The organism is Pseudomonas sp. Irchel s3b5 (assembly GCF_900187435.1).
Taxonomy (GTDB): Bacteria; Pseudomonadota; Gammaproteobacteria; order Pseudomonadales; family Pseudomonadaceae; genus Aquipseudomonas.
Genome location: NZ_FYDY01000016.1, coordinates 49,965 through 71,387 on the forward strand (window position 1 = coordinate 49,965; position 21,423 = coordinate 71,387).

Annotated in this window: 15 protein-coding genes; 12 read left to right on the top strand and 3 right to left on the bottom strand. The window is 60.2% G+C overall.

Annotation, left to right across the window (positions count from 1 at the left end; all coding sequences use genetic code 11):
- Positions 1–144: 144 nt before the first annotated feature.
- The 3 genes from CKW15_RS17325 to aceE form a co-directional block, all read right to left on the bottom strand.
- Complete coding sequence (locus CKW15_RS17325; protein WP_095152480.1) at positions 145–1,539, bottom strand: alkaline phosphatase D family protein; 1,395 nt, start codon at positions 1,537–1,539, stop codon at positions 145–147.
- Positions 1,540–1,816: 277 nt separating this feature from the next.
- Complete coding sequence (gene aceF / locus CKW15_RS17330; RefSeq protein WP_095152481.1) at positions 1,817–3,763, bottom strand: dihydrolipoyllysine-residue acetyltransferase; 1,947 nt, start codon at positions 3,761–3,763, stop codon at positions 1,817–1,819.
- Positions 3,764–3,774: 11 nt separating this feature from the next.
- The gene (gene aceE, locus CKW15_RS17335) at positions 3,775–6,420 is read right to left on the bottom strand and encodes a pyruvate dehydrogenase (acetyl-transferring), homodimeric type (RefSeq protein WP_095152482.1); all 2,646 of its coding nucleotides are present in this window, start codon (positions 6,418–6,420) and stop codon (positions 3,775–3,777) included.
- A gap of 384 nt (positions 6,421–6,804) precedes the next feature.
- Between aceE and glnE the strand changes: the two genes are divergently transcribed.
- The 12 genes from glnE (at position 6,805) to CKW15_RS17395 (ending at position 21,417) form a co-directional block, all read left to right on the top strand.
- Positions 6,805–9,744, top strand: coding sequence for a bifunctional [glutamate--ammonia ligase]-adenylyl-L-tyrosine phosphorylase/[glutamate--ammonia-ligase] adenylyltransferase (gene glnE / locus CKW15_RS17340; RefSeq protein WP_095152483.1), 2,940 nt, complete (start codon positions 6,805–6,807; stop codon positions 9,742–9,744).
- Positions 9,745–10,072: 328 nt separating this feature from the next.
- Entirely contained in the window at positions 10,073–11,107 is a 1,035-nt protein-coding gene (waaF, locus tag CKW15_RS17345; RefSeq protein WP_095056418.1) for a lipopolysaccharide heptosyltransferase II, read from the top strand.
- Position 11,108: 1 nt separating this feature from the next.
- Positions 11,109–12,170 (top strand): lipopolysaccharide heptosyltransferase I, encoded by a 1,062-nt coding sequence (gene waaC / locus CKW15_RS17350; RefSeq protein WP_095152484.1) that lies wholly within the window; start codon positions 11,109–11,111, stop codon positions 12,168–12,170.
- On the top strand, positions 12,170–13,294 hold the full coding sequence (locus CKW15_RS17355; protein WP_095056416.1) for a glycosyltransferase family 4 protein: 1,125 nt from the start codon (positions 12,170–12,172) through the stop codon (positions 13,292–13,294). The genes waaC and CKW15_RS17355 overlap by 1 nt, the downstream gene beginning before the upstream one ends.
- Complete coding sequence (gene rfaP, locus CKW15_RS17360) at positions 13,291–14,097, top strand: lipopolysaccharide core heptose(I) kinase RfaP (protein ID WP_095056415.1); 807 nt, start codon at positions 13,291–13,293, stop codon at positions 14,095–14,097. The genes CKW15_RS17355 and rfaP overlap by 4 nt, the downstream gene beginning before the upstream one ends.
- Entirely contained in the window at positions 14,097–14,831 is a 735-nt protein-coding gene (locus tag CKW15_RS17365; protein ID WP_095056414.1) for a lipopolysaccharide kinase InaA family protein, read from the top strand. The genes rfaP and CKW15_RS17365 overlap by 1 nt, the downstream gene beginning before the upstream one ends.
- A complete protein-coding gene (locus tag CKW15_RS17370) occupies positions 14,828–15,580 on the top strand; it encodes a lipopolysaccharide kinase InaA family protein (protein ID WP_095056413.1) in 753 nt (250 codons plus the stop codon). The genes CKW15_RS17365 and CKW15_RS17370 overlap by 4 nt, the downstream gene beginning before the upstream one ends.
- Positions 15,580–17,031, top strand: coding sequence for a lipopolysaccharide kinase InaA family protein (locus tag CKW15_RS17375; protein WP_095152485.1), 1,452 nt, complete (start codon positions 15,580–15,582; stop codon positions 17,029–17,031). Before CKW15_RS17370 ends, CKW15_RS17375 begins: the two co-directional genes overlap by 1 nt.
- A 118-nt stretch (positions 17,032–17,149) precedes the next feature.
- Positions 17,150–17,485 (top strand): YceK/YidQ family lipoprotein, encoded by a 336-nt coding sequence (locus CKW15_RS17380; RefSeq protein ID WP_095152486.1) that lies wholly within the window; start codon positions 17,150–17,152, stop codon positions 17,483–17,485.
- Between the two features lie 164 nt (positions 17,486–17,649).
- Positions 17,650–19,407, top strand: a complete 1,758-nt coding sequence (locus CKW15_RS17385) for a carbamoyltransferase (protein ID WP_095152487.1) — start codon at positions 17,650–17,652, stop codon at positions 19,405–19,407.
- Positions 19,391–20,521 carry a glycosyltransferase gene (locus CKW15_RS17390; protein ID WP_095056410.1) on the top strand — a complete coding sequence of 377 codons (1,131 nt, stop codon included), beginning with the start codon at positions 19,391–19,393 and terminating at the stop codon, positions 20,519–20,521. The genes CKW15_RS17385 and CKW15_RS17390 overlap by 17 nt, the downstream gene beginning before the upstream one ends.
- The gene (locus tag CKW15_RS17395; protein ID WP_095056409.1) at positions 20,521–21,417 is read left to right on the top strand and encodes an antimicrobial resistance protein Mig-14; all 897 of its coding nucleotides are present in this window, start codon (positions 20,521–20,523) and stop codon (positions 21,415–21,417) included. The genes CKW15_RS17390 and CKW15_RS17395 overlap by 1 nt, the downstream gene beginning before the upstream one ends.
- Positions 21,418–21,423: the final 6 nt, after the last annotated feature.

The window sequence follows — 21,423 nt, forward strand, 5'->3', positions numbered from 1 at the left end:
CCGACTGACAAGAGAGATGAAGGCCAAGTGCTATAAGAATATGTCGGCAGGCGATAAGTTTTCTCCAGTCTGCGGCGAAAAGTAATGGTATTAGCGAAAAGATCGCAGCCCGTAGGCGCTGCCGAAGGCTGCGATCTTTTGGTTTCAACGCAATTTGATACTGGACGATTGCAGCAGCTTTCCATCCCGATCGTGGTAATTCACCTCAATCCGATCCCCCTCGACGACCAGATGCGTGAAGTTATCCTGGCTGATGACTGTGCCGGTCAGCTCATGTCGGTAATCCCCGGCGGCCGTGCGGGCCAAGGGTTGGTCGAGGATAAAGGTGGAAGCCTTGGCGTAGGGCAGCAGCTTGCTGTTGCACAACGGGGACGAGACGATGGTGTGAACCTCGAAATCCGGATCCTCGCTATGGGTCAGCCGACTGCACAGCGAGCCATGGACATCGCCGGAAATGAACACGACGTTCTTGATGCGGTGTGTACGAATGGTTTCCAGCAGCCGTAGCCGTTGTTCGGGAAAGGCCTGCCAGGCGTCATCGCCCAGTCGTTTGCGGTCGGGGTAGAACATGACGCTGGTGACCACGAATTTGACCCGCGCCGGGCTGTGAATCAGCCAGTCACACAGCGCTTGCTCTTGGTCTGTGTCGAGAATGCGTCGGTCGGTCGCCGACAGATTGCGACGGGTTCGACTGTCGGTGACAAACCATTCGATATCGCCGTCGGTGAATGGATACCAGTACTTATCGAGTTGCTTGTTTAATTGTCCGTTGGCGGAAAGTGTGTGCGCCGGGCTGTGGCTGGCTTGATATAACTCATAGGCCTTTGTTGCGTTGCGATATAAGTGTTCATCGGTTTTATGTTTATTGGCAGGCCAGTTGTCTTCTATCTCGTGATCATCAAGGATCATGTAAGTGGGCAGGCTGGCCATCAACTTGGCGATATGAGGCTGTGAAAACGCAGCGCGATACTTCTGCAGTATTTCCTTGAATTCCCGATCAGGGGCAATGATGTTCAAATCATCGACATAGATCTGGTCGCCGGTCATCAGTAATGCACTGATGGGCAGTTTTGCTTGCTCCGCCAGGCGCGAGATTGACGCGAAGATCCTGTCGCCAAGGTGAGGCATCGAAGGAACTCCCGCCGTCATGCGCAGGTAACGGCAGGAGCCGACAATGTACGCGCGGGGCCGGTTGGCCTCGCTGGAGCGGGTGCGCAGGCGATGAATCGGGCGGGGCCATTGCAGCGGCAGCTCCTGCACAGAGTCCACGGTATGCGCCGGGTTCATCGGGCTGAACCAGCCGGCCTGGTATTCGTAGTCGGTGTCGGCGGCAAGGTCATTGAGTGCGATCACATCGGACATATCGCGCATCGGCTCGAGTTTGGCGAATGCACCCTTTGACCAACTCTCTTCGCCCCGTCGTCGATAACGAATGCCGGCAAATGCCAACGCATTATTTTGTAAGTCGCCCCGCAGAAAGATTCGCGCATGGTGAGTTGTTGTGTGGCCAAGAATTGGCCCGACGGTGGGTTTTAACATGTTCGAGTCCATTCGATTTTTAACCAGATAAATAAATGATGTTTTCAAGGGTGTTCAATAACACTCGAACTAAGCCTAGTTATTGAGCCTGAAAAAATATCTGGCCGAAATGGATTCGACTTGTAGCCGATATCAGCCACAAATGTAGGAATACACTTTTGTAAGTTAAAAGCTTCAGGCAAAAAAAGCCCCGCCAATTGGCGGGGTTGAGGTACGAGCGTGGCGCTCGGAAACGTGGAACGCGAACGGCCCTCCAGCGATGGAGGGCCATTCGGGATTACAGGAGCATGGTACGGATGTCGCCCAGCAGATCGCTCAGACGCTTGGTGAAGCGTGCAGCAGCGGCGCCGTTGATCACACGGTGATCGTAGGACAGAGACAGCGGCAGCATCAGTTTCGGCTGGAAGGCTTTGCCGTCCCAGACTGGCTGGATGGTTGCCTTGGAAACACCGAGGATCGCCACTTCCGGCGCGTTGACGATCGGCGTGAAGCCGGTGCCACCAATGTGGCCGAGGCTGGAAATGGTGAAGCAGGCGCCTTGCATGTCGTCAGCGGTGAGCTTTTTGTCGCGGGCTTTGGCGGCCAGCGCAGCGGCTTCGGCTGCCAGTTGCAACAGGCTCTTCTGGTCGACGTTCTTGATGACCGGTACCAGCAGGCCTTCAGGGGTGTCGACGGCGAAGCCGATGTTCACGTACTTCTTGCGGATGATCGCTTTGCCGCTTGGTGCCAGCGAACTGTTGAAGTCCGGCATTTCCTTGAGCAGGTGCGCGCAGGTCTTGAGCAGCAGCGGCAGGATGGTCAGCTTGACGCCAGCCTTCTCTGCAACGGCTTTCTGAGCGATGCGGAACGCTTCCAGCTCGGTGATATCAGCCGAATCGAACTGAGTCACGTGCGGAATGTTCAGCCAGCTGCGGTGCAGGCTCGACGCGCCGATTTGCATCAGGCGAGTCATCGGCACTTCTTCGGTTTCACCGAAGCGGCTGAAGTCCACGACCGGAATCGGCGGGATGCCCGCGCCACCGGTTGCGCCGGCAGCAGCGGCCGGTGCTTCCTTGGCCTTTTGCATCATGGCTTTGACGTAAACCTGCACGTCTTCTTTCAGGATGCGACCGTGCGGACCGCTGGCGCCAACGGCGTTCAGTTCGACGCCGAATTCACGGGCCAGTTGACGCACGGCAGGGCCGGCGTGAACTTTCGCGCCAGGCTTGGCTGGAGCAGCGGCCGGGGCAGCAGGTGCAGCGGCGGCCGGAGCAGCCGCGGCTGGAGCCGGTGTGCTTGGAGCGGCAGCGGCAGGTGCCGGAGCAGCAGCCGGCGCAGCGCCTTTGACTTTCAGCTTGAGGATCAGGTCGCCGGTACCGACTTCGTCATCGAGCTTGATGGAAACACTTTCCACCACGCCAGCGGCTGGCGATGGGATTTCCATGCTCGCCTTGTCGGATTCCAGGGTAATCAGCGACTGGTCGGCGGCAACGGTGTCGCCAGCCTTGACCAGTACTTCGATGATCTTGGCCTTGCCCGCCGAACCGATGTCCGGAACGTGGATGTCCTGAACGCTGTCAGCCACTGGAGCAGCCGGAGCCGCCGCAGGAGCAGGTGCAGCGGCGGCAGTTGCAGCCGCCTGGGCCGGAGCGGCAGCCGGTGCCGCAGCACCTGCCACTTCCAGGTCCAGAATCAGGTCGCCGGTGCCGACTTCGTCGTTGAGCTTGACGCTGATGGTCTTGACCACGCCAGCGGCGGGCGACGGGATTTCCATGCTCGCCTTGTCGGATTCCAGTGTGATCAGCGACTGATCAGCCGCGACGGTATCGCCGACCTTGACCTGGATCTCGATGATCTGGGCCTTGCCCGACGAGCCGATGTCCGGCACGTGCACTTGCTGAACGCTGGCGGCAGCCGGCGCAGCAGCAGGAGCGGCGGCAGGAGCAGCAACCGGTTGGGCTTCAGCCTTGGCGGCTGGCGCAGCGGCAGCCGCTGGGGCCGCAGCAGCGGCACCTTCGACTTCCAGCTCCAGCAGTTCGTCGCCTTCTTTCAGACGATCGCCCAGCTTCACTTTCAGGCTCTTGATGATACCGGCCTTCGGCGCAGGCACTTCCATGCTCGCCTTGTCCGATTCCAGCGTCAGGATGCTCTGGTCGGCTTCGATACGGTCGCCGACCTTCACAAACAGTTCAATTACTTCACCTTCACCGCTGCCGATGTCAGGTACGCGAATGAGTTCGCTCACAGAATCTCTCCTCAGCAGTCCAGTGGGTTGCGTTTTTCCGGGTTGATACCGAACTTGGTGATGGCTTCAGCCACAATCTTAGGTTCGATGTCACCACGGTCAGCCAGTGCTTCCAGGGCTGCCAACACCACGAAATGACGGTCGACTTCGAAGAAATGACGCAGTTTCTTGCGGCTGTCGCTGCGACCGAAACCGTCGGTGCCCAGGACTTTGAATTCCTTGACCGGTACCCACTGACGGATCTGTTCGGCGAACAGTTTCATGTAGTCGGTAGACGCGATGACCGGACCTTTACGGCCGTTCAGGCACTCTTCCACATAGCTCAGCTTAGGCTTCTGGCCCGGGTGCAGACGGTTGGTGCGCTCAACGGCCAGGCCGTCGCGACGCAGTTCGTTGAAGCTGGTAACGCTCCAGACGTCAGCACCAACGTTGAACTCTTCACGCAGGATCTTCGCTGCTTCACGGACTTCACGCAGGATGGTGCCGGAGCCCATCAGCTGAACGTGGTGCGCCGCTTCGCGGTTGTCTTCCTCGAGCAGGTACATGCCTTTCTTGATGCCTTCTTCGGCACCGGCCGGCATGGCTGGCTGCTGGTAGGACTCGTTCATCACGGTGATGTAGTAGAAGACGTCCTGTTGCTCTTCGGTCATCTTCTTCATGCCGTCCTGAATGATCACCGCCAGCTCGTAGCCGTAGGTTGGATCGTAGGTGCGGCAGTTCGGGATGGTCGAGGCCAGCAGGTGGCTGTGACCGTCTTCGTGTTGCAGGCCTTCACCGTTCAGGGTGGTACGGCCGGCGGTGCCGCCGATCAGGAAGCCACGGGTACGGCTGTCGCCAGCGGCCCAGGCCAGGTCACCGATACGCTGGAAACCGAACATCGAGTAGAAGATGTAGAACGGCAGCATCGGCTGGTTGTGGCTGGAGTACGAAGTACCGGCCGCGATGAAGGAGCTCATGGCGCCCGCTTCGTTGATGCCTTCTTCAAGGATCTGACCCTTCTGGTCTTCCTTGTAGAACATCACCTGGTCTTTATCGACTGGCTCGTAGAGCTGGCCGACGGAGGAGTAGATACCCAGCTGACGGAACATGCCTTCCATACCGAAGGTACGGGCTTCGTCCGGGATGATCGGAACGATGCGCGGGCCGATTTCCTTGTCCTTGACCAGTTGCGCGAGGATCCGCACGAACGCCATGGTGGTGGAAATTTCACGGTCGCCCGAGCCGTCCAGGATCGCCTTGAGGGTGTCCAGTGGCGGAGTCGGGATGTTGAAGCTTTGTGCGCGACGCTGTGGCACGAAACCACCCAGCGCAGTACGACGTTCGCTCAGGTAACGGGCTTCGGCGCTGCCTTCTTCCGGCTTGAAGAACGGCAGGTTTTCCAGCTCTTCGTCTTTGACCGGAATGTCGAAGCGGTCGCGGAACAGCTTCAGGCTCTCGACGTCGACTTTCTTGGTGTTGTGCGCGGTGTTTTTCGCTTCGCCGGCACCGGTGCCATAACCCTTGATGGTCTTGGCCAGGATGACGGTCGGTTGTTCTTTGTGATTGACCGCTTCGTGGTACGCCGCGTAGACCTTGTACGGGTCGTGGCCGCCACGGTTGAGTTTCCAGATCTCGTCGTCGGACAGGTCTGCAACCATCGCCTTGAGTTCTGGCGTGTTGAAGAAGTGTTCACGCACGAACGCGCCGTCTTTGGCTTTGTAGTTCTGGTACTCGCCGTCGATGACTTCGTCCATGCGACGCTGCAGGATGCCGTCGACGTCCTTGGCCAGCAGTGGGTCCCAGAAACGGCCCCAGATGACTTTGGTCACGTTCCACTGAGCACCGCGGAACACGCCTTCGAGTTCCTGGATGATCTTGCCGTTGCCGCGAACCGGGCCGTCGAGGCGCTGCAGGTTGCAGTTGATGACGAAGATCAGGTTGTCCAGCTTCTCGCGGCCGGCCAGGGAGATAGCGCCCAGGGATTCCGGCTCGTCGCACTCGCCGTCGCCCAGGAAGCACCAGACTTTCTGTTTGCCTGGCTGGATGAAACCGCGGTGTTCCAGGTACTTCATGAAGCGTGCCTGGTAGATCGCCTGGATCGGGCCCAGACCCATCGATACGGTCGGGAACTGCCAGAAGTCAGGCATCAGCCAAGGGTGCGGGTAGGACGACAGGCCCTGACCGTCGACTTCCTGGCGGAAGTTGTTCATCTGGTCTTCGGTGATGCGGCCTTCCATGAATGCACGGGCGTAAACGCCTGGCGAGGTGTGGCCCTGGAAGTAGATCAGGTCGCCGCCGTGTTCGTCGGTCGGGGCCTGGAAGAAGTAGTTGAAGCCAATGTCATACAGGGTCGCACTGGAAGCGAAGCTGGAGATGTGACCGCCGAGGTCAGAATCTTTCAGGTTCGTACGCATTACCATGGCCATCGCGTTCCAGCGTACCAGCGAGCGAATGCGGCGTTCCATGAACAGGTCGCCAGGCATGCGTGCTTCGTGGGTTACCGGGATGGTGTTGCGGTAAGGCGTGGTGATGGCGTAAGGCAACTGCGAACCGCTGCGGGTCGCCAGTTCACCCATACGGGTCATCAAATAGTGAGCACGGTCTTCGCCTTCTTTGTCGAGAACCGATTCCAGGGCGTCCAGCCATTCCTGGGTTTCGACGGGATCGAGGTCTTGCATGGCTTGCTCCAGGGCGGAAAGGCTACCAGAATCGGTTGCCTGAGTTAGCGACTGGCCTTGTGGGCAGACGTTTTGAATTCTTGGATTTGCCGACAGGTTGTTCCGGCGGCGTGTAGTTTTACTACAAATCTTCCGGCATTTCAGCCTTGGTAATGTATATACGAGTAGTAAAACTACAGATGAGCGGCTTGGGGCCCCCGGCTGCGTTGTGAGAATAATCGTTAAGGTTGGTCTTTTTCCAACTCGAATAGGTGAAAGCTTGATGCTGGCTGCCAAAAACAAAGAAATTTCAGCTATTTCTAACTTTTGTTCGACACTCCATCAGGTAGTGGGTTTTCGAAATCCACTACATGCAGCCCGTTGCACGCCGATCAAGGATAGACCATGAGCCTCCCTTCGCTTGCTGAACTGCCTGGCATTCTCCTGCCGTTTGTCACCCGTGCCGAACAGTCGTTCCGCACCGCCGTCGCCGCGCTCGATGATGACCACGGCCTGTCAGCCTGGACGCCAGAGCGCTGGGCGCAATTTGCCCGCGTGACCGCCGCCAGCGACTTCGTCATTGAACAGAGCGTGCGTGACCCTTTGATGTTGCTGGCGCTGGTGCAGTCCGGCGAACTGGACCGCAGTTTTGCCCCCGGCGAATTGTGTGCACAGATTGCAGCCGCAGTGAGCGCCGCCGAAACCGACGACCAGCTCGGCCGCGCACTGCGCCGCCAGCGTGCGCGCCATCAGGTGCGGATCATCTGGCGCGACCTGACCCGTCAGGCCGACCTGGTCCAGACCTGTCGCGATCTGTCGGACATGGCCGATGCCAGTATCGACCAGGCATACCAATGGTTGTACGCGCGTCATTGCGAGCAATTCGGCGTCCCGACCGGTCGGCGCAGCGGCGAGCCGCAGCAGATGGTCGTCCTCGGCATGGGCAAGTTAGGCGCCGTGGAGCTGAACCTGTCGTCGGACATCGACTTGATTTTCGCCTACCCCGAGGGCGGCGAAACGGTTGGCGTCAAACGCTCGCTGGATAACCAGGAGTTTTTCATCCGGCTCGGCCAGCGTCTGATCAAGGCGCTGGACCCGATGACCGTCGACGGTTTTGTGTTTCGCGTCGACATGCGTTTGCGCCCCTACGGTTCGGCGGGCGCGTTGGTGCTGAGCTTCAACGCGCTGGAGCAGTATTACCAGGACCAGGGCCGCGACTGGGAACGCTACGCGATGATCAAATCGCGGGTGGTGGCGGGCGACCAGGTGGCCGGCGCGCAACTGCAAGACATGCTGCGACCTTTCGTTTACCGGCGTTATCTGGACTTCTCGGCCATCGAAGCGCTGCGCACCATGAAGCAGCTGATCCAGCAGGAAGTCCGGCGCAAGGGCATGGCCGACAACATCAAACTCGGTTCGGGCGGTATCCGTGAAGTGGAGTTCATCGCCCAGGCGTTCCAGCTGATTCACGGCGGCCGCGACTTGAGCTTGCAGCAGCGCCCTCTATTAAAAGTACTGAGCACACTGGAAGGGCAGGGCTATCTGCCGCCAGCGGTGATCAGCGAACTGCGTGAAGGTTACGAATTCCTGCGTTACACCGAGCACGCGATCCAGGCGATTGCCGACCGTCAGACCCAAATGCTGCCGGATGGTGAGCAGGATCAGGCGCGTATTGCGTTCATGCTCGGTTTCGCCGACTGGGAAGCCTTCCACGAAAAACTGATGTTCTGGCGTGGCCGCGTGGCTTGGCACTTCGCTCAGGTGATCGCCGATCCCGACGAAGAGGAAGGTGCCGAAAGCGAAGTGGTGGTGGGCGGAGAATGGTTGCCGCTGTGGGAAGAGGCCCAGGATGAAGAAGCCGCCTGCCGTCAATTGGAAGAGGGTGGTTTCGCCGATGCGCCGAAGGCGCTGAAGGCGTTGGCCGGTCTGCGCGGCAGTCCGCAACTGCGCGCCATGCAGCGACTGGGGCGCGAACGTCTCGATGCCTTTATTCCGCGTTTGCTGGCCCAGGCCGTTGAGCACGCCAACCCGGACCTGGTGCTGGAGCGAGTGCTGCCACTGGTGGAAGCGGTGGCGCGTCGTTCGGCGTACCTCGTCTTGCTGACCGAAAATCCCGGTGCGTTGCGGCGCTTGCTGACCTTGTGCGCCGCCAGCCCGTGGATCGCTGAACAAATCACGCGCTTCCCGCTGTTGCTCGACGAGTTGCTCAACGAAGGCCGACTGTTCAAGCCGCCGTTGGCGCCGGAACTGGCCGCCGAACTGCGCGAGCGTTTGACGCGCATTCCCGAAGACGATCTGGAGCAGCAAATGGAAGCCCTGCGCCATTTCAAACTGGCGCACCGCTTGCGGGTCGCCGCTTCGGAAATCGCCGGCAGCCTGCCGCTGATGAAGGTCAGCGACTACCTGACGTGGCTTGCCGAAGCGATCCTCGAACAAGTGATGGCCCTGGCCTGGCGGCAAACGGTGGCCAAGTACGGTTCGCCGATGCGCCCCGACGGGACCGTGTGCGATCCCGGCTTCATTATTGTCGGTTATGGGAAAGTCGGTGGCCTGGAACTCGGGCATGGTTCGGACCTGGACCTGGTGTTCATCCACGACGGCGATCCGCAGGCGGAAACCGATGGGCCCAAGCCTATCGATGGCGCGCAATTCTTCACCCGTCTGGGCCAGCGCATCATTCACTTGCTGACGGCGCAGACCAACTCCGGCCAGTTGTATGAAGTGGACATGCGCCTGCGACCGTCCGGGGCATCGGGTCTTTTGGTGAGTTCGCTGGGGGCGTTTGCGCGCTATCAAGAAAGTGAAGCATGGACATGGGAACATCAGGCCTTGGTACGGGCGCGGGTGTTGGTGGGCAGTCAGGATGTCGGCCAGGCGTTCGAGAAAGTCCGCGCCGCGGTACTGGGCAAGCCGCGTGACTTGCCGACCCTGCGTCAGGAGGTCAGCGAGATGCGCGCCAAAATGCGCGAGAACCTCGGCAGCAAGGGCACCGCAGCCGGAACCGGTGCCAATGCCTTCGAAGCCGCGGCGCCCTTCGACCTCAAGCAGGACGCCGGAGGTATCGTCGATATTGAATTTATGGTGCAATACGCGGCCCTGGCGTGGTCGCAAACGCACCCGCCATTGCTGCGCTGGACAGATAACATCCGCATTCTGGAAGAGCTGGAGCACGAAGGGTTGTTGCCCGTCGAAGATGCCAGTCTGCTACGTGAAGCTTATAAAGCTTACCGCTCCGCTGCCCACCGGCAGGCCTTGCAGAAGGACGCCGGCGTCATACCGGGTGATCAGTTCGCGGACGAGCGGCGGCAGGTCATGCGGATCTGGCGTGAGTTGGGGTTAAGCTGAAACGGGATATTTGATACGCCAATATCCCCTGTAGGAGCGAGCTTTTGTGGCGAGGGAGCTTGCTCCCGCTGGAGCGCGAAGCGCTCCCAAATCAGCTTGTGCGGTCAGTCAGATGAGAATGCGGTGGCAGGTTTTGGGGCTGCTGCGCAGCCCAGCGGGAGCAAGCTCCCTCGCCACAGGATTTATGCTGACTGACGTGATTGTGTATTGAATTGATCCGATGAGCCCCAGCCGGCTCGTCCAAATGACCTGGCGGTTCACCCCCCGCAGGTGCTGGATTTTCGAGGCGGGGAGGCGTAGGCCTCCCCGGTTCGTTTATGGAAACCACATGAAAATTCTGATCGTTGGGCCCAGTTGGGTCGGTGACATGGTGATGGCGCAGACACTCTTTCAGTGTCTCAAACAGCGCCACCCGCAATGCGAAATCGACGTGCTGGCCCCCGAGTGGAGCCGGCCGATTCTTGAGCGCATGCCCGAAGTTCGCCAGGCCTTGAGCTTCCCGCTCGGCCATGGCGCACTCGAATTAGCCACGCGTCGGCGCATCGGCAAATCCCTGGCCGGTCAGTACGATCAGGCGATCCTGTTGCCAAACTCCTTGAAATCGGCGCTGGTGCCGTTCTTTGCTGGCATCCCGAAACGCACCGGCTGGCGTGGCGAGTTCCGTTACGGCCTGCTTAATGATGTGCGCACGCTGGACAAAGACCGTTATCCGCTGATGATCGAGCGCTTTATGGCGCTCGCTTTCGAGCCAGGTGTCGAGCTGCCAACACCGTACCCGCGCCCGACGCTGCAAATCGACCCGGTCACCCGCGAGGCGGCACTGGCCAAGTTCGGCTTGACCCTCGATCGCCCGGTGTTGGTGCTGTGCCCCGGCGCCGAGTTCGGCGAATCCAAGCGCTGGCCGTCCGAGCATTACGCGAAAGTGGCGGAAGCGAAAATTCGCGAGGGCTGGCAAGTCTGGCTGTTCGGTTCGAAAAACGACCACGCCGTGGGCGAAGACATCCGCGCGCGGCTGATTCCCGGCCTGCGTGAAGAGTCGGTCAACCTCAGCGGCGGCACCTCGCTGGCCGAAGCCATCGACCTGATGTCCTGCGCCGATGCGGTGGTGTCCAACGATTCCGGCCTGATGCACGTCGCCGCCGCGCTGAACCGCCCGCTGGTTGCGGTCTACGGTTCGACGTCGCCAGGTTTCACGCCGCCGCTGGCCGAGCACGTCGAAGTCGTTCGCCTGGGCATCGAGTGCAGCCCGTGCTTCGATCGCACCTGCCGTTTCGGCCATTACAACTGCTTGCGCCAACTGATGCCGCAAGCGGTGAACGAAGCCTTGCAGCGGTTGCAGGGCACTGTGGTCGAGGTCAAATAGTTTGCGCGTTCTGTTGATCAAGACTTCATCGCTGGGCGACGTGATTCACGCGTTGCCGGCGCTGACCGACGCGGCGCGGGCCATTCCCGGCATTCAGTTCGACTGGGTGGTGGAAGAGGGCTTCGCCGAAATCCCGAGCTGGCACCCGGCCGTGGGCAAGGTGATTCCGGTGGCGATCCGTCGCTGGCGCAAGAACATCTGGCAAACCATCAAGAGTGGTGAGTGGAAACGCTTCAAGCAAAGCATTCGCGCCACAAAATACGATCTGGTGATCGACGCTCAGGGGCTTCTGAAAAGTGCCTGGCTGACCCGTTACGTCAAAGCGCCGGTGGCCGGGTTCGACAAGAGTTCGGCCCGCGAACCGATCGCGGCACGCTTCTACGATCGGCGTCTGGCGGTTGCCCGTGGTCAGCACGCAGTGGAGCGGGTTCGTCAGTTGTTCGCCATCGCGCTGGGCTATGACTTGCCCAAAGGCCTGGGCGATTACGGTTTGAGCGTCGAGCGTCTGGTCGAGTTGCCGCGCAAGAATCCCTACGTGCTGTTTTTGCACGGCACTACCTGGGACACCAAACACTGGCCCGAAGCCTACTGGCGCGAGCTGACCGAGCGTGTCGGTTATCTCGGTGTGGGCGTGAAACTGCCGTGGGGCAATCCGGCGGAGAAGGCCCGTGCCGAGCGCATTGCGGCAGGCTTCAAGCACGCCGAAGTCCTGCCGAAGCTGAACCTGGCCGGTGTCGGCAAGGTGCTGGCAGGCGCACAGGCCTGCGTCGCGGTGGACACCGGCCTCGGTCATCTGGCCGCCGCGCTGGACGTGCCGACACTGTCACTGTTCGGCCCGACCAATCCGGGGCTGACCGGCGCCTACGGCAAATCGCAGATCCACCTGGCCAGCGATTTCCCTTGCGCGCCATGCCTGCAAAAGAAATGCACCTATCAACCGACGGCCGAAGATGCCCGTCAGTTTGACCTGAAGCGCGAGTGGCCCCTGTGCTTCACGCGTCTGAATCCCGAGCGTGTCGCCAGCCGACTGAGCACGTTGTTACTGGCTGAGGAGCTGCGCTGATGCAATTGGCATTTGTCCTGTACAAATACTTTCCGTTTGGTGGTTTGCAGCGCGATTTCATGCGCATTGCTCTGGAGTGCCAGAAGCGCGGCCATCAGATTCGCGTCTACACGCTGATCTGGGAAGGCGACGTGCCGCCGGGCTTCGAAGTGCTGGTGGCGCCGGTCAAGGCGTTCTTCAATCATCGACGCAACGAAAAGCTCAGCGAGTGGATGGAAGCGGACCTGGCCAAGCGCCCGGTCGACCGCCTGATTGGCTTCAACAAGATGCCGGGCCTGGACGTCTACTACGCTGCCGACGGCTGTTTCGAAGACAAGGCGCAGAACCTGCGCAATTCGCTGTACCGTCGCTGGGGCCGCTATCGTCACTTCGCCGAGTACGAGCGGGCGGTGTTCGCCAAGGACGCCAAGACTGAAGTCCTGATGATTTCCGAAGTCCAGCAGCCGCTGTTCATCAAACATTACGACACCCCGCTGGAGCGCTTCCACTTGCTGCCACCGGGTATCGCCCAGGACCGTCGCCGGCCGGCGGATGCCGACGAAATTCGCGCCGGTTTCCGTGCCGAATTCAGCCTGAAGGACGATGAGCTGTTGCTGGTTCAGATCGGCTCCGGGTTCAAGACCAAGGGCGTGGATCGAAGCCTCAAGGCGTTGGCGGCATTGCCCGCTGATCTGAAGAAACGCACTCGCCTGTTTGTAATTGGCCAGGACGACCCCAAATTATTCCAGATGCAGAGTGCGACGCTGGGGCTGGGCGACAACGTGACGTTCCTTAAAGGGCGCAGCGATATCCCGCGTTTCCTGCTGGGTGCCGACCTGTTGATTCATCCGGCGTACAACGAAAACACCGGCACCGTTCTGCTTGAAGCCTTGGTCGCCGGGTTGCCGGTGCTGGTGAGCGCGGTCTGCGGTTACGCGCATTACATCGCCGAGGCTGACGCTGGCCTGGTGCTGGATGAACCTTTCGAGCAGACGCAACTGACACAGTACCTGACCGGCATGTTGAATGACGCTCAGGCACGGGCGGCCTGGAGCCGCAATGGTCTGGCCTTCGCCGAGACGGCCGACCTCTACAGCATGCCGCAACACGCGGCCGATGTGATTCTGGCGGAGCAGGCTAAATGAAGTTGATGCTGGCTGAACCGTTCAAGAGCCTCTGGGCTGGACGCGACCCCTTCGCCGAAGTCGAGGGCTTGCAGGGCGAGGTGTACCGCGAGCTTGAAGCGCGCCGAACCCTGCGTACCGAGGTGAACGGTCGCGGGTTTTTCGTGAAGATCCACCGTGGCATCGGCTGGGGTGAAATCTTCAAGAACCTGCTCACCGCCAAGCTGCCGGTACTCGGCGCAGGCCAGGAGTGGAAGGCCATTCAGCGCTTGCAGGAAGCCGGCGTGCCGACCATGACCGCGGTCGCTTACGGTGAAAAGGGCAGCAATCCCGCCGATCAGCATTCGTTCATCGTCACCGAAGAACTGGCGCCAACCGTCAGTCTTGAAGATTTCAGCATCAACTGGATCAAGCAACCGCCGGAGCCAACGCTCAAGCGTGCGCTGATCGCCGAAGTCGCACGCATGACCGGCATGATGCACCGCGCTGGCGTCAATCACCGCGACTGCTACATCTGCCACTTCCTGCTGCACACCGATAAACCGGTGACCGCCGATGATTTCAAACTCTCGGTGATCGACCTGCATCGCGCCCAGACCCGTCCGGCGATCACCCAGCGCTGGCGCAACAAAGACCTGGCGGCGCTGTACTTTTCCGCACTGGACATCGGCCTGACCCGGCGCGACAAGCTGCGCTTCCTCAAGGGCTATTTCCAGCGACCGCTGCGGCAGATCCTGGGCGAAGAAGCCGGATTGCTGAACTGGCTCGAAGGCAAGGCGAACAAGCTCTACGACCGAAAACAGCGATACGGGGATGCGCTCTGATGTCCGGTTGGAGACTGGAACCGGCTTACAGCGATCTGGCAGTGGACTTCGGCAGCCTTGAAGCGGTGTTCTCGCTTCAGGGTGAGCGACTGACCCGCGATCCGCTGTCCGAGGTCATCCGCGTGCGGCGCAATGGCGTCAATTACTATGTCAAACGCTACGTGGGCGCCGGCAAGGGGTTGCGTCGCTATATCGGCAAACCCCGAGTGAAAATGGAATGGCAAAACCTCAAGCGCTTCGCCAAGTGGGGCATTCCCACCGCTGAAGTGGTGGCGTGGGGGCTCGAGCGACGCGGCGCGGCGTACGATCGCGGTGCGATGATTACCCGCGAATTACCCAATACCGAAGACCTGTCGGCATTGGCCGAACGGCGCGATCCCAAACTGGCGGATCGCGCCTGGGTCGACGCCGTCAGCCGCCAGCTGGCCCAGTACACCCGAACCATGCATGACCGTCGTTTCACCCATAACGATCTGAAGTGGCGCAACCTGCTGATCGACGATCAGGCCCGACTGTTCCTGATCGATTGCCCCAATGGTGATTTCTGGCGGGGTTTCTGGCTCAATTACCGCATTACCAAGGACCTGGCATGCCTGGACAAGGTCGCCAAGTATCAGCTGTCAGCGACCCAGCGCCTGCGTTTCTACCTGCAATACCGCAACCGGACCCGGCTCAATGCAGCCGATAAAAAGCGCATCCGGCACGTGGTGAGATTTTTCGAGGGACGCGAATGATTGATTTCCTGGCGGCTGAAGATCGTGCGCTGCTTGAACGGCATGGTCTTGGCACGTTCGATGCGCTCTGGGGCAAGCAACTCGACGCGGTGGATGAGCCCAATACCGGGCGCGGAGGCTGGAGTAGCGTGTTTCGGCTGGACCTGGAAGGTCAGGGTTTCTACCTGAAACGCCAGAGCAATTACATGACCCGCACGTTGCGCGCACCGTTCGGCGAACCAAGCTTCGCCCACGAATTTCGTAACATCCTGCGCTATCAGAAAATGGGCATCCCGGCGATGCAAGCGGCGTTCTACGGCGAGCGAAAGGTTGATGGAGAGGTCCGGGCGATCCTGTTGACCCGCGCGCTGGATGGCTGGAGCGATCTGGATTCGCTGTTGCAGCGCTGGACGGACCTGAGCACGCAACAGCATTCGCACATCCTCAAGGCCTGCGGTGTACTGGCGCGGCAACTGCACGCAGCGCGTCAGGTGCATGGTTGCTTCTACCCCAAGCACATTTTTCTGAAAACAACCGGCAGCGGCTATCAGGCTCAGTTGATTGATCTGGAAAAGACCCGGCCGTTACTTTACGGGCAGCGTGACCGGGTCAAGGACCTGGAACCGCTGACACGCCGCGCCCCTCAATGGGACGAGTCTCAGTTGCGTGAATTGCTCGCCGCTTATCTGGATCAAGGCCAGGAAAGTGCTCTGATCGATAGCTGGTTGCAGCGCCTGATGGCACGCCGTAGTCACAAAGGGGCGCATTGATGCGTTTGTCTGAACTGAAAACCGCTGGCCGTCTCCCGGCCCTGCCACTGACTGTGTCACTGGCCGACGCCGCTGGCCCCGCCGATCTGCAACTGTTGAGCTTGCTGCGGGTGTTGCCGGGGCAGCGCTATGTCGGTGCCGGCGTCTGGCGTGGCCGGCCGGTGCTGGCCAAGTTGCTGGTCGGCACCAGGGCGGCGCGGCATTTTCAGCGCGAGCTGGATGGCGTTCGCTTGCTTGCCGCCCAAGGGTTGACCACGCCGCAGTTGCTGGCCGATGGCCTGGAAGAAGGCGAGGGTGGCTGGCTGTTGTTCGAGTTTCTGGAGCGAGCCGAAAGCCTGGGCGATACCTGGACGCAGGTTGAGCGCCAGCCCGTACTGTCCGATGGGCAAGGGGCGGTACTGGCCGAGGCTTTGGGCGCGATCGGGCAAATGCACCGCAAAGGCCTGTGGCAGGAAGACCTGCATCTGGACAATCTGTTGCGTCAGGGCGGTCGTCTGTACTTGATCGACGGCGGTGGTATCTGCTCGGAAACGCCGGGCCAGCCGCTTTCACGGCAGAAAGTCCTGGAAAACCTCGGTGTGTTTTTCGCGCAGTTGCCCAAAACGCTGGAGCCGTTCACCGAAGAGTTGCTGGTGTATTACCTGCTCAGTAACGGCGAACACGCCTTGCCCATGGAAGCGTTGCAGAAGCAGATCGACAAGGTTCGCCAATGGCGCCTCAAGGACTACCTGGTCAAGGTTGGCCGCGAATGCACGCTGTTCAGTGTGCAGCGCGATGCGTTCGGCTTGCGGGCGATTCGTCGCGAGGAAGAGGCGGCCATGTTGCCGGTGCTGGAGCAGGCCGATGCCTTGCTCGATCAGGGGCACCTGTACAAGACCGGCGGCGCAGCGAGTGTCGGCAAGGTCGAAGTGGATGGCCGCACGCTGGTGATCAAACGCTACAACATCAAAGGGTTTGCTCACTGGCTCAAACGCTTCTGGCGCCCGAGCCGCGCCTGGCATTCCTGGCGCGAAGGCAATCGCCTGGCGTTCCTCGGGATCGCCACGCCCAAACCGCTGGCGATGCTGGAAAAGCGTTATCTGTGGTTGCGCAGCCGGGCTTATTTGATCACCGAGTATTTGCCCGGGCCGGACATCATCGAGCGCTTCGCGCCGTATGTTGAGCGTGGCGATGCACCTGAGTCCGAGTTGGCCGCGCTGGATCATCTGTTTGCCGAGCTGATTCGCGAACGTATCAGTCATGGCGACTTCAAGGGTCACAACCTGTTCTGGCAGGGGGATCGCTGGGCGCTGATCGATCTCGACTCAATGTGTCAGCACAGCTCCGTCGGCAGCTTTGCCCCGGCCTATGCACGGGATCGCGCGCGGTTTATGCGCAATTGGGCCGAAAGCAGTGCGCTGTATCAGAAAATCAATCAGCGTTTGCCCAAGGATGCTTTCAGCGCTGCCTGAATAGGGCCGAGAGCGGCGACAAGCGCTTGGGATCCGTCCTACATCAACTTCAGAAGCCATGAACTGTGGCTGAAATCGCCACGATGCTAGCTTGCCTGACGTTCTCGGAGGGCAGGCTGTGACGATAAAAATGGCGGTTTCATCAGGTGTTCTATCACTGGCTTTGGGCGGATGCGGGACGGCGGCGACGGTCTTGCAGGATGACGCTGAGGCGGCGCAGGACCTGCGCAGGCAAAAGACCTATTGCCAGTCCATTCCCCGGGTCTATAGCGGCCTCGCTTACGACTTCTGCGTGCTGAACGCACCGCCTGACCCCACAGGTTTCCTCGTTCCGCTCATTCTGGTGGACCTCGCCCTGTCAGGTGCGCTGGATACCGTTGTCTTGCCGTACACGATCTATCGGCAGGGCGTGGACGGAAACCTCTCGATTTACTGGCGGCCGTCCCGTGGATAAGCACCGGTTAGACCATCGCTTCGGTGCTTGCCGCTTGCAGCTAGAGGTTTGCCACTGCTTTTAAGTTATAATCCCGCCCTTTAGCTGTCTCTCGCCCATTGCGAGGGCACATTAATTTTTGAGGCGCTTGTCGCCTGCACGCAGACTTAAGAGGCTAGACCCCTGTGGCATTGACGATTCTTGGCCTGTCCGGCGCCCTTAGCCATGATCCTTCCGCAGCCTTGTACATCGACGGCAAGCTGGTCGCGGCGGCTGAAGAAGAGCGCTTCGTACGCGATAAACATGCAAAGAACCGCATGCCCTACGAATCGGCGAAGTTCTGCCTGGAACAGGCCGGTATCAAACCTTCCGACGTTGACGTGGTAGCGATCCCGTTCGCTCCGATCAGCCTGTTCGGCAAGGCCCGCTGGCAGTACGCCAAGCGTTACTGGTACGCCCCGGACCGTGCCCTCGACGCGATCCTGATGGGCAACCGTCGCTACAAGCGCTATCGCAACAAGATCGTCTGGTGCCTGGAGCAATTGGGTTTTGATCCGAAGAAGATCAAGATCGAGCCGGTCGAACACCACCTGGCCCACGCCTCCAGCGCTTATCACTGCTCCGGTTTCAAAGAGAAAACCGCGATCCTGGGCATCGACGGCAAGGGCGAGTACGCCACGACCTTCTTCGGTTACGGCGAAAACGGCAAGATCCACAAGATCAAGGAATTCTTCGATCCGGACTCCCTCGGCGGCCTGTACGGCGCGATCACCGAGTTCCTCGGTTTCGACATGCTCGACGGTGAGTTCAAGGTCATGGGCATGGCGCCGTACGGTGACGCCAGCAAATACGATTTCTCACGCCTGGCTTCGTTCGAAAACGGCGAGCTGGTAATCAACACCGACTACGCCAACGTCATCGGCCTGCGTCGCTACAAAGAGAAGGGCAAGGGTTACTACTTCTCGCCGAAGCTGATCGAGTGGCTGGGTCCAAAGCGCGAAGGCGACATCGCCGACGAGCCGTACATCCACTACGCCGCCAGCATTCAAGCGCTGTTCGAAAAAATTTCGCTGCAGATGATCGACCACTACCTGGGCGACGTGCTCAAGGAAACCGGCAAACTGGCCTATGCCGGTGGCTGTGCGTTGAACGTCAAGCTGAACCAGAAAATCATTGCCCGCGACGACGTCAAAGAGCTGTTTGTGCAGCCTGCATCCGGCGATGCCGGTACCGCAGTCGGCGCCGCCGCCTATGTGTCCCACGCCCGTGGCGTTCCGGTCGAGAAGATGGAACACGTCTACCTCGGTCCGTCGTACAGCAACGAAGACGTGATCGCAGCCTGCGCCCGTCATGCCGACAAGCCGAGCTGGCGCAAACTCGACAACATGCCTGAGCAGATAGCCAAAATCATGGTCGATGGCAACCCGGTGGCCTGGTTCCAGGGCCGCATGGAGTTCGGTCCGCGTGCATTGGGTGGTCGTTCGATCATTGGTTGCCCGAGCATTCCCGGCGTGGCCGACCGCATCAACCACCAGATCAAGTTCCGTGAGCGCTGGAGGCCTTTCTGCCCGTCGATGCTCGACACCGTGGCGTCGCAGATGATCAAGATCGATCACCCGGCCCCGTTCATGACGTTCACCTTCGAAGTGGCGGAAGAGTGGAAAACCCGCGTGCCGGAAGTCGTCCACGAAGACGGCACTTCCCGTGCCCAGGTGCTCAAGCGCGAATACAACCCGCGCTACTACGACATGATGAAAGCGCTGGAAGTGCTGACCGGTAACGGTGTGTCGCTGAACACCTCGCTCAACCGTCGCGGCGAGCCGATGATCTGCTCACCGACCGATGCGCTGAACATGTTCTTCGGTTCGGATCTACAGTATCTGATCATGGAAGACATCCTGGTGGTTAAAGAGGGCGCAAACGCCTATGACACGCTCGGCTGAACGCCATGTATTGCAGTTCTGCCACGGCTATGACGGCCCGTTTCTGGACTGCGCCCGGCAGTACGCCAGCCTGTTCGCGGGGACCGGTTATCGGGTGACCACGGTGTTTCTCACCGGGGTCGCCGATGCCGATGTCGCCGAGGGCTGCGCTTCCGATGAAGTGCTGTTCATGGAGTACAGCTCCAAGGCCATTCGTGGCCTGAAGCTGGGCGCCATCGGTGATCTGCGCAAGATCGCCGCTTCGCGCAACTTCAGTTTCTGCATCGCTCACCGCTTCAAACCGATCTATATCGCCTTGCTCGGCACGTCGTTGCCGGTAATTGGCGTGCACCACGCGTTTGACGATTACAAACGCGGCAGTCGCAAGCTGTTCGCGCACCTCTTGCGCAAACGCTTGAGCTTGATCGGCGTGTCCGATGCCGTGCGCGACGACATGCGCAGCTGCCTGCCGAAATGGCCGGCGTCGCGTATTCAGACGTTGTACAACCGAATTGATGTGGATGCCTTGCAGGCGACCCAGGTGTCGGCTCGTGAGGCCCGTGAAACCCTTGGCCTGGCGGCGGACGCCTGGATTGTCGGCAACGTCGGACGCCTGCATCCGGACAAGGATCAGGCCACGTTGCTGGACGGATTTGCCGAAGCATTACCGGGGTTGCCGGCCAATAGCCAACTGGTGATCCTCGGTTCAGGGCGGCTGGAAGAGGATCTCAAGGCGCAGGCCCGTGAGCTTGGCATGGGTGATCGGGTGCTGTTTCTCGGTCAGGTCCCCGATGCACGTCGCTATTTTAGTGCCTTTGATGTGTTTGCCCTGAGTTCCGACCACGAACCGTTCGGCATGGTGTTGCTGGAAGCCATGGCTGCCGGTGTACCGTTGCTGGCCACTGCGTGCGGTGGGGCCAGGGAAGTGGTCGAAGGCGTCGGCATTCTGTTTCCGCTGGGCGATGCCAAACACCTGGCTCAAGGTCTGCAGCATCTGGCCGCAATGGACGAGCATCAGCGTCGCCAGTGTGCCGAGCTGATGCTCGAGCGCTTGCGCGAGCGCTTCTCTGACCGTGCGGTTCGCGATGCATTCTGGCACTTGCCCCACGTTACCGAACTGGCACAGAGGGGCTGATGCTCAACCGATTTCAAGGCTGGCGTGAACGTGGCTGGGCGGTCGTCGACGCTTCGGTTTACAGCCAAACCTGGCAGCGATATGGCGGCAGCGTCGCAACGCACCCTGTTGTGGTCGAACGTTTGGCGAAACTGGCCGGCATCCCGGTGCGTTACCTGGCCTGGATGCAGGACGGTGACGTCAAGGCAGCCATTGCGACCTGGGGCCGCGACCTCGCCTTGTCCAAGGACGTACTCAAGCGCCATGGCAAGAAAGGGCTGTTCGACCTGGGGAATGCCGAGATCATTCTTCCGGCAGCGGCTGATGCCCAAGCGCCTTTGCGTCATCGCGCACGCTATTTGTCAGCGCTGAACGAAGGGCGTTTCACCGGTATCAAGTTGCAGGCCGAACAGTTGGCCATGGCCCGCACACCGGAAGAGCTGTCCAAGAAATTTCGCTACAACCAGCGCCGTGAATTGCGTTTGCTGGAAGAGGCGGGTGGTGTGGTGCGACCGGTATCCGAATTCTCCAGCAGCGAACTGGCCGCGATTTATTGCGATCTGTTCCAGCGCCGCTGGGGTTTCCCGGCGACTGGTGCCGAACGCATGGCCGAGGTCATCGAGTTGCTGCGTGAGTTGCTGATCGGCTCGGTGATTTTCCTCAACGATGCACCGATTGCGATTCAACTGGTGTACCGCGTCGAGACGCCGCAGTGGATCAGTGTCGAGTACATCAATGGCGGCGTTGATCCCGAAACCCGCGAGTTCAGCCCCGGCAGCGTATTGAGTTTCCTCAACACGCAAAGCGCCTGGGAACATGCCCGTGCGCAGGACAAACCGTTGCGCTTTTCCTTTGGTCGCGCCGACCGTGAATACAAGGACCGCTGGTGCAACCCCGTGCCGGTCTTCACCGTATGAGCCAGG

Coding starts and splice junctions, on each gene's coding strand:
- CKW15_RS17325 (WP_095152480.1), bottom strand. CDS start 1,539: ATGTTAAAACCCACCGTCGGGCCAATTCTTGGCCACACAACAACTCAC.
- aceE (WP_095152482.1), bottom strand. CDS start 6,420: ATGCAAGACCTCGATCCCGTCGAAACCCAGGAATGGCTGGACGCCCTG.
- glnE (WP_095152483.1), top strand. CDS start 6,805: ATGAGCCTCCCTTCGCTTGCTGAACTGCCTGGCATTCTCCTGCCGTTT.
- waaF (WP_095056418.1), top strand. CDS start 10,073: ATGAAAATTCTGATCGTTGGGCCCAGTTGGGTCGGTGACATGGTGATG.
- CKW15_RS17355 (WP_095056416.1), top strand. CDS start 12,170: ATGCAATTGGCATTTGTCCTGTACAAATACTTTCCGTTTGGTGGTTTG.
- rfaP (WP_095056415.1), top strand. CDS start 13,291: ATGAAGTTGATGCTGGCTGAACCGTTCAAGAGCCTCTGGGCTGGACGC.
- CKW15_RS17365 (WP_095056414.1), top strand. CDS start 14,097: ATGTCCGGTTGGAGACTGGAACCGGCTTACAGCGATCTGGCAGTGGAC.
- CKW15_RS17370 (WP_095056413.1), top strand. CDS start 14,828: ATGATTGATTTCCTGGCGGCTGAAGATCGTGCGCTGCTTGAACGGCAT.
- CKW15_RS17375 (WP_095152485.1), top strand. CDS start 15,580: ATGCGTTTGTCTGAACTGAAAACCGCTGGCCGTCTCCCGGCCCTGCCA.
- CKW15_RS17390 (WP_095056410.1), top strand. CDS start 19,391: ATGACACGCTCGGCTGAACGCCATGTATTGCAGTTCTGCCACGGCTAT.
- CKW15_RS17395 (WP_095056409.1), top strand. CDS start 20,521: ATGCTCAACCGATTTCAAGGCTGGCGTGAACGTGGCTGGGCGGTCGTC.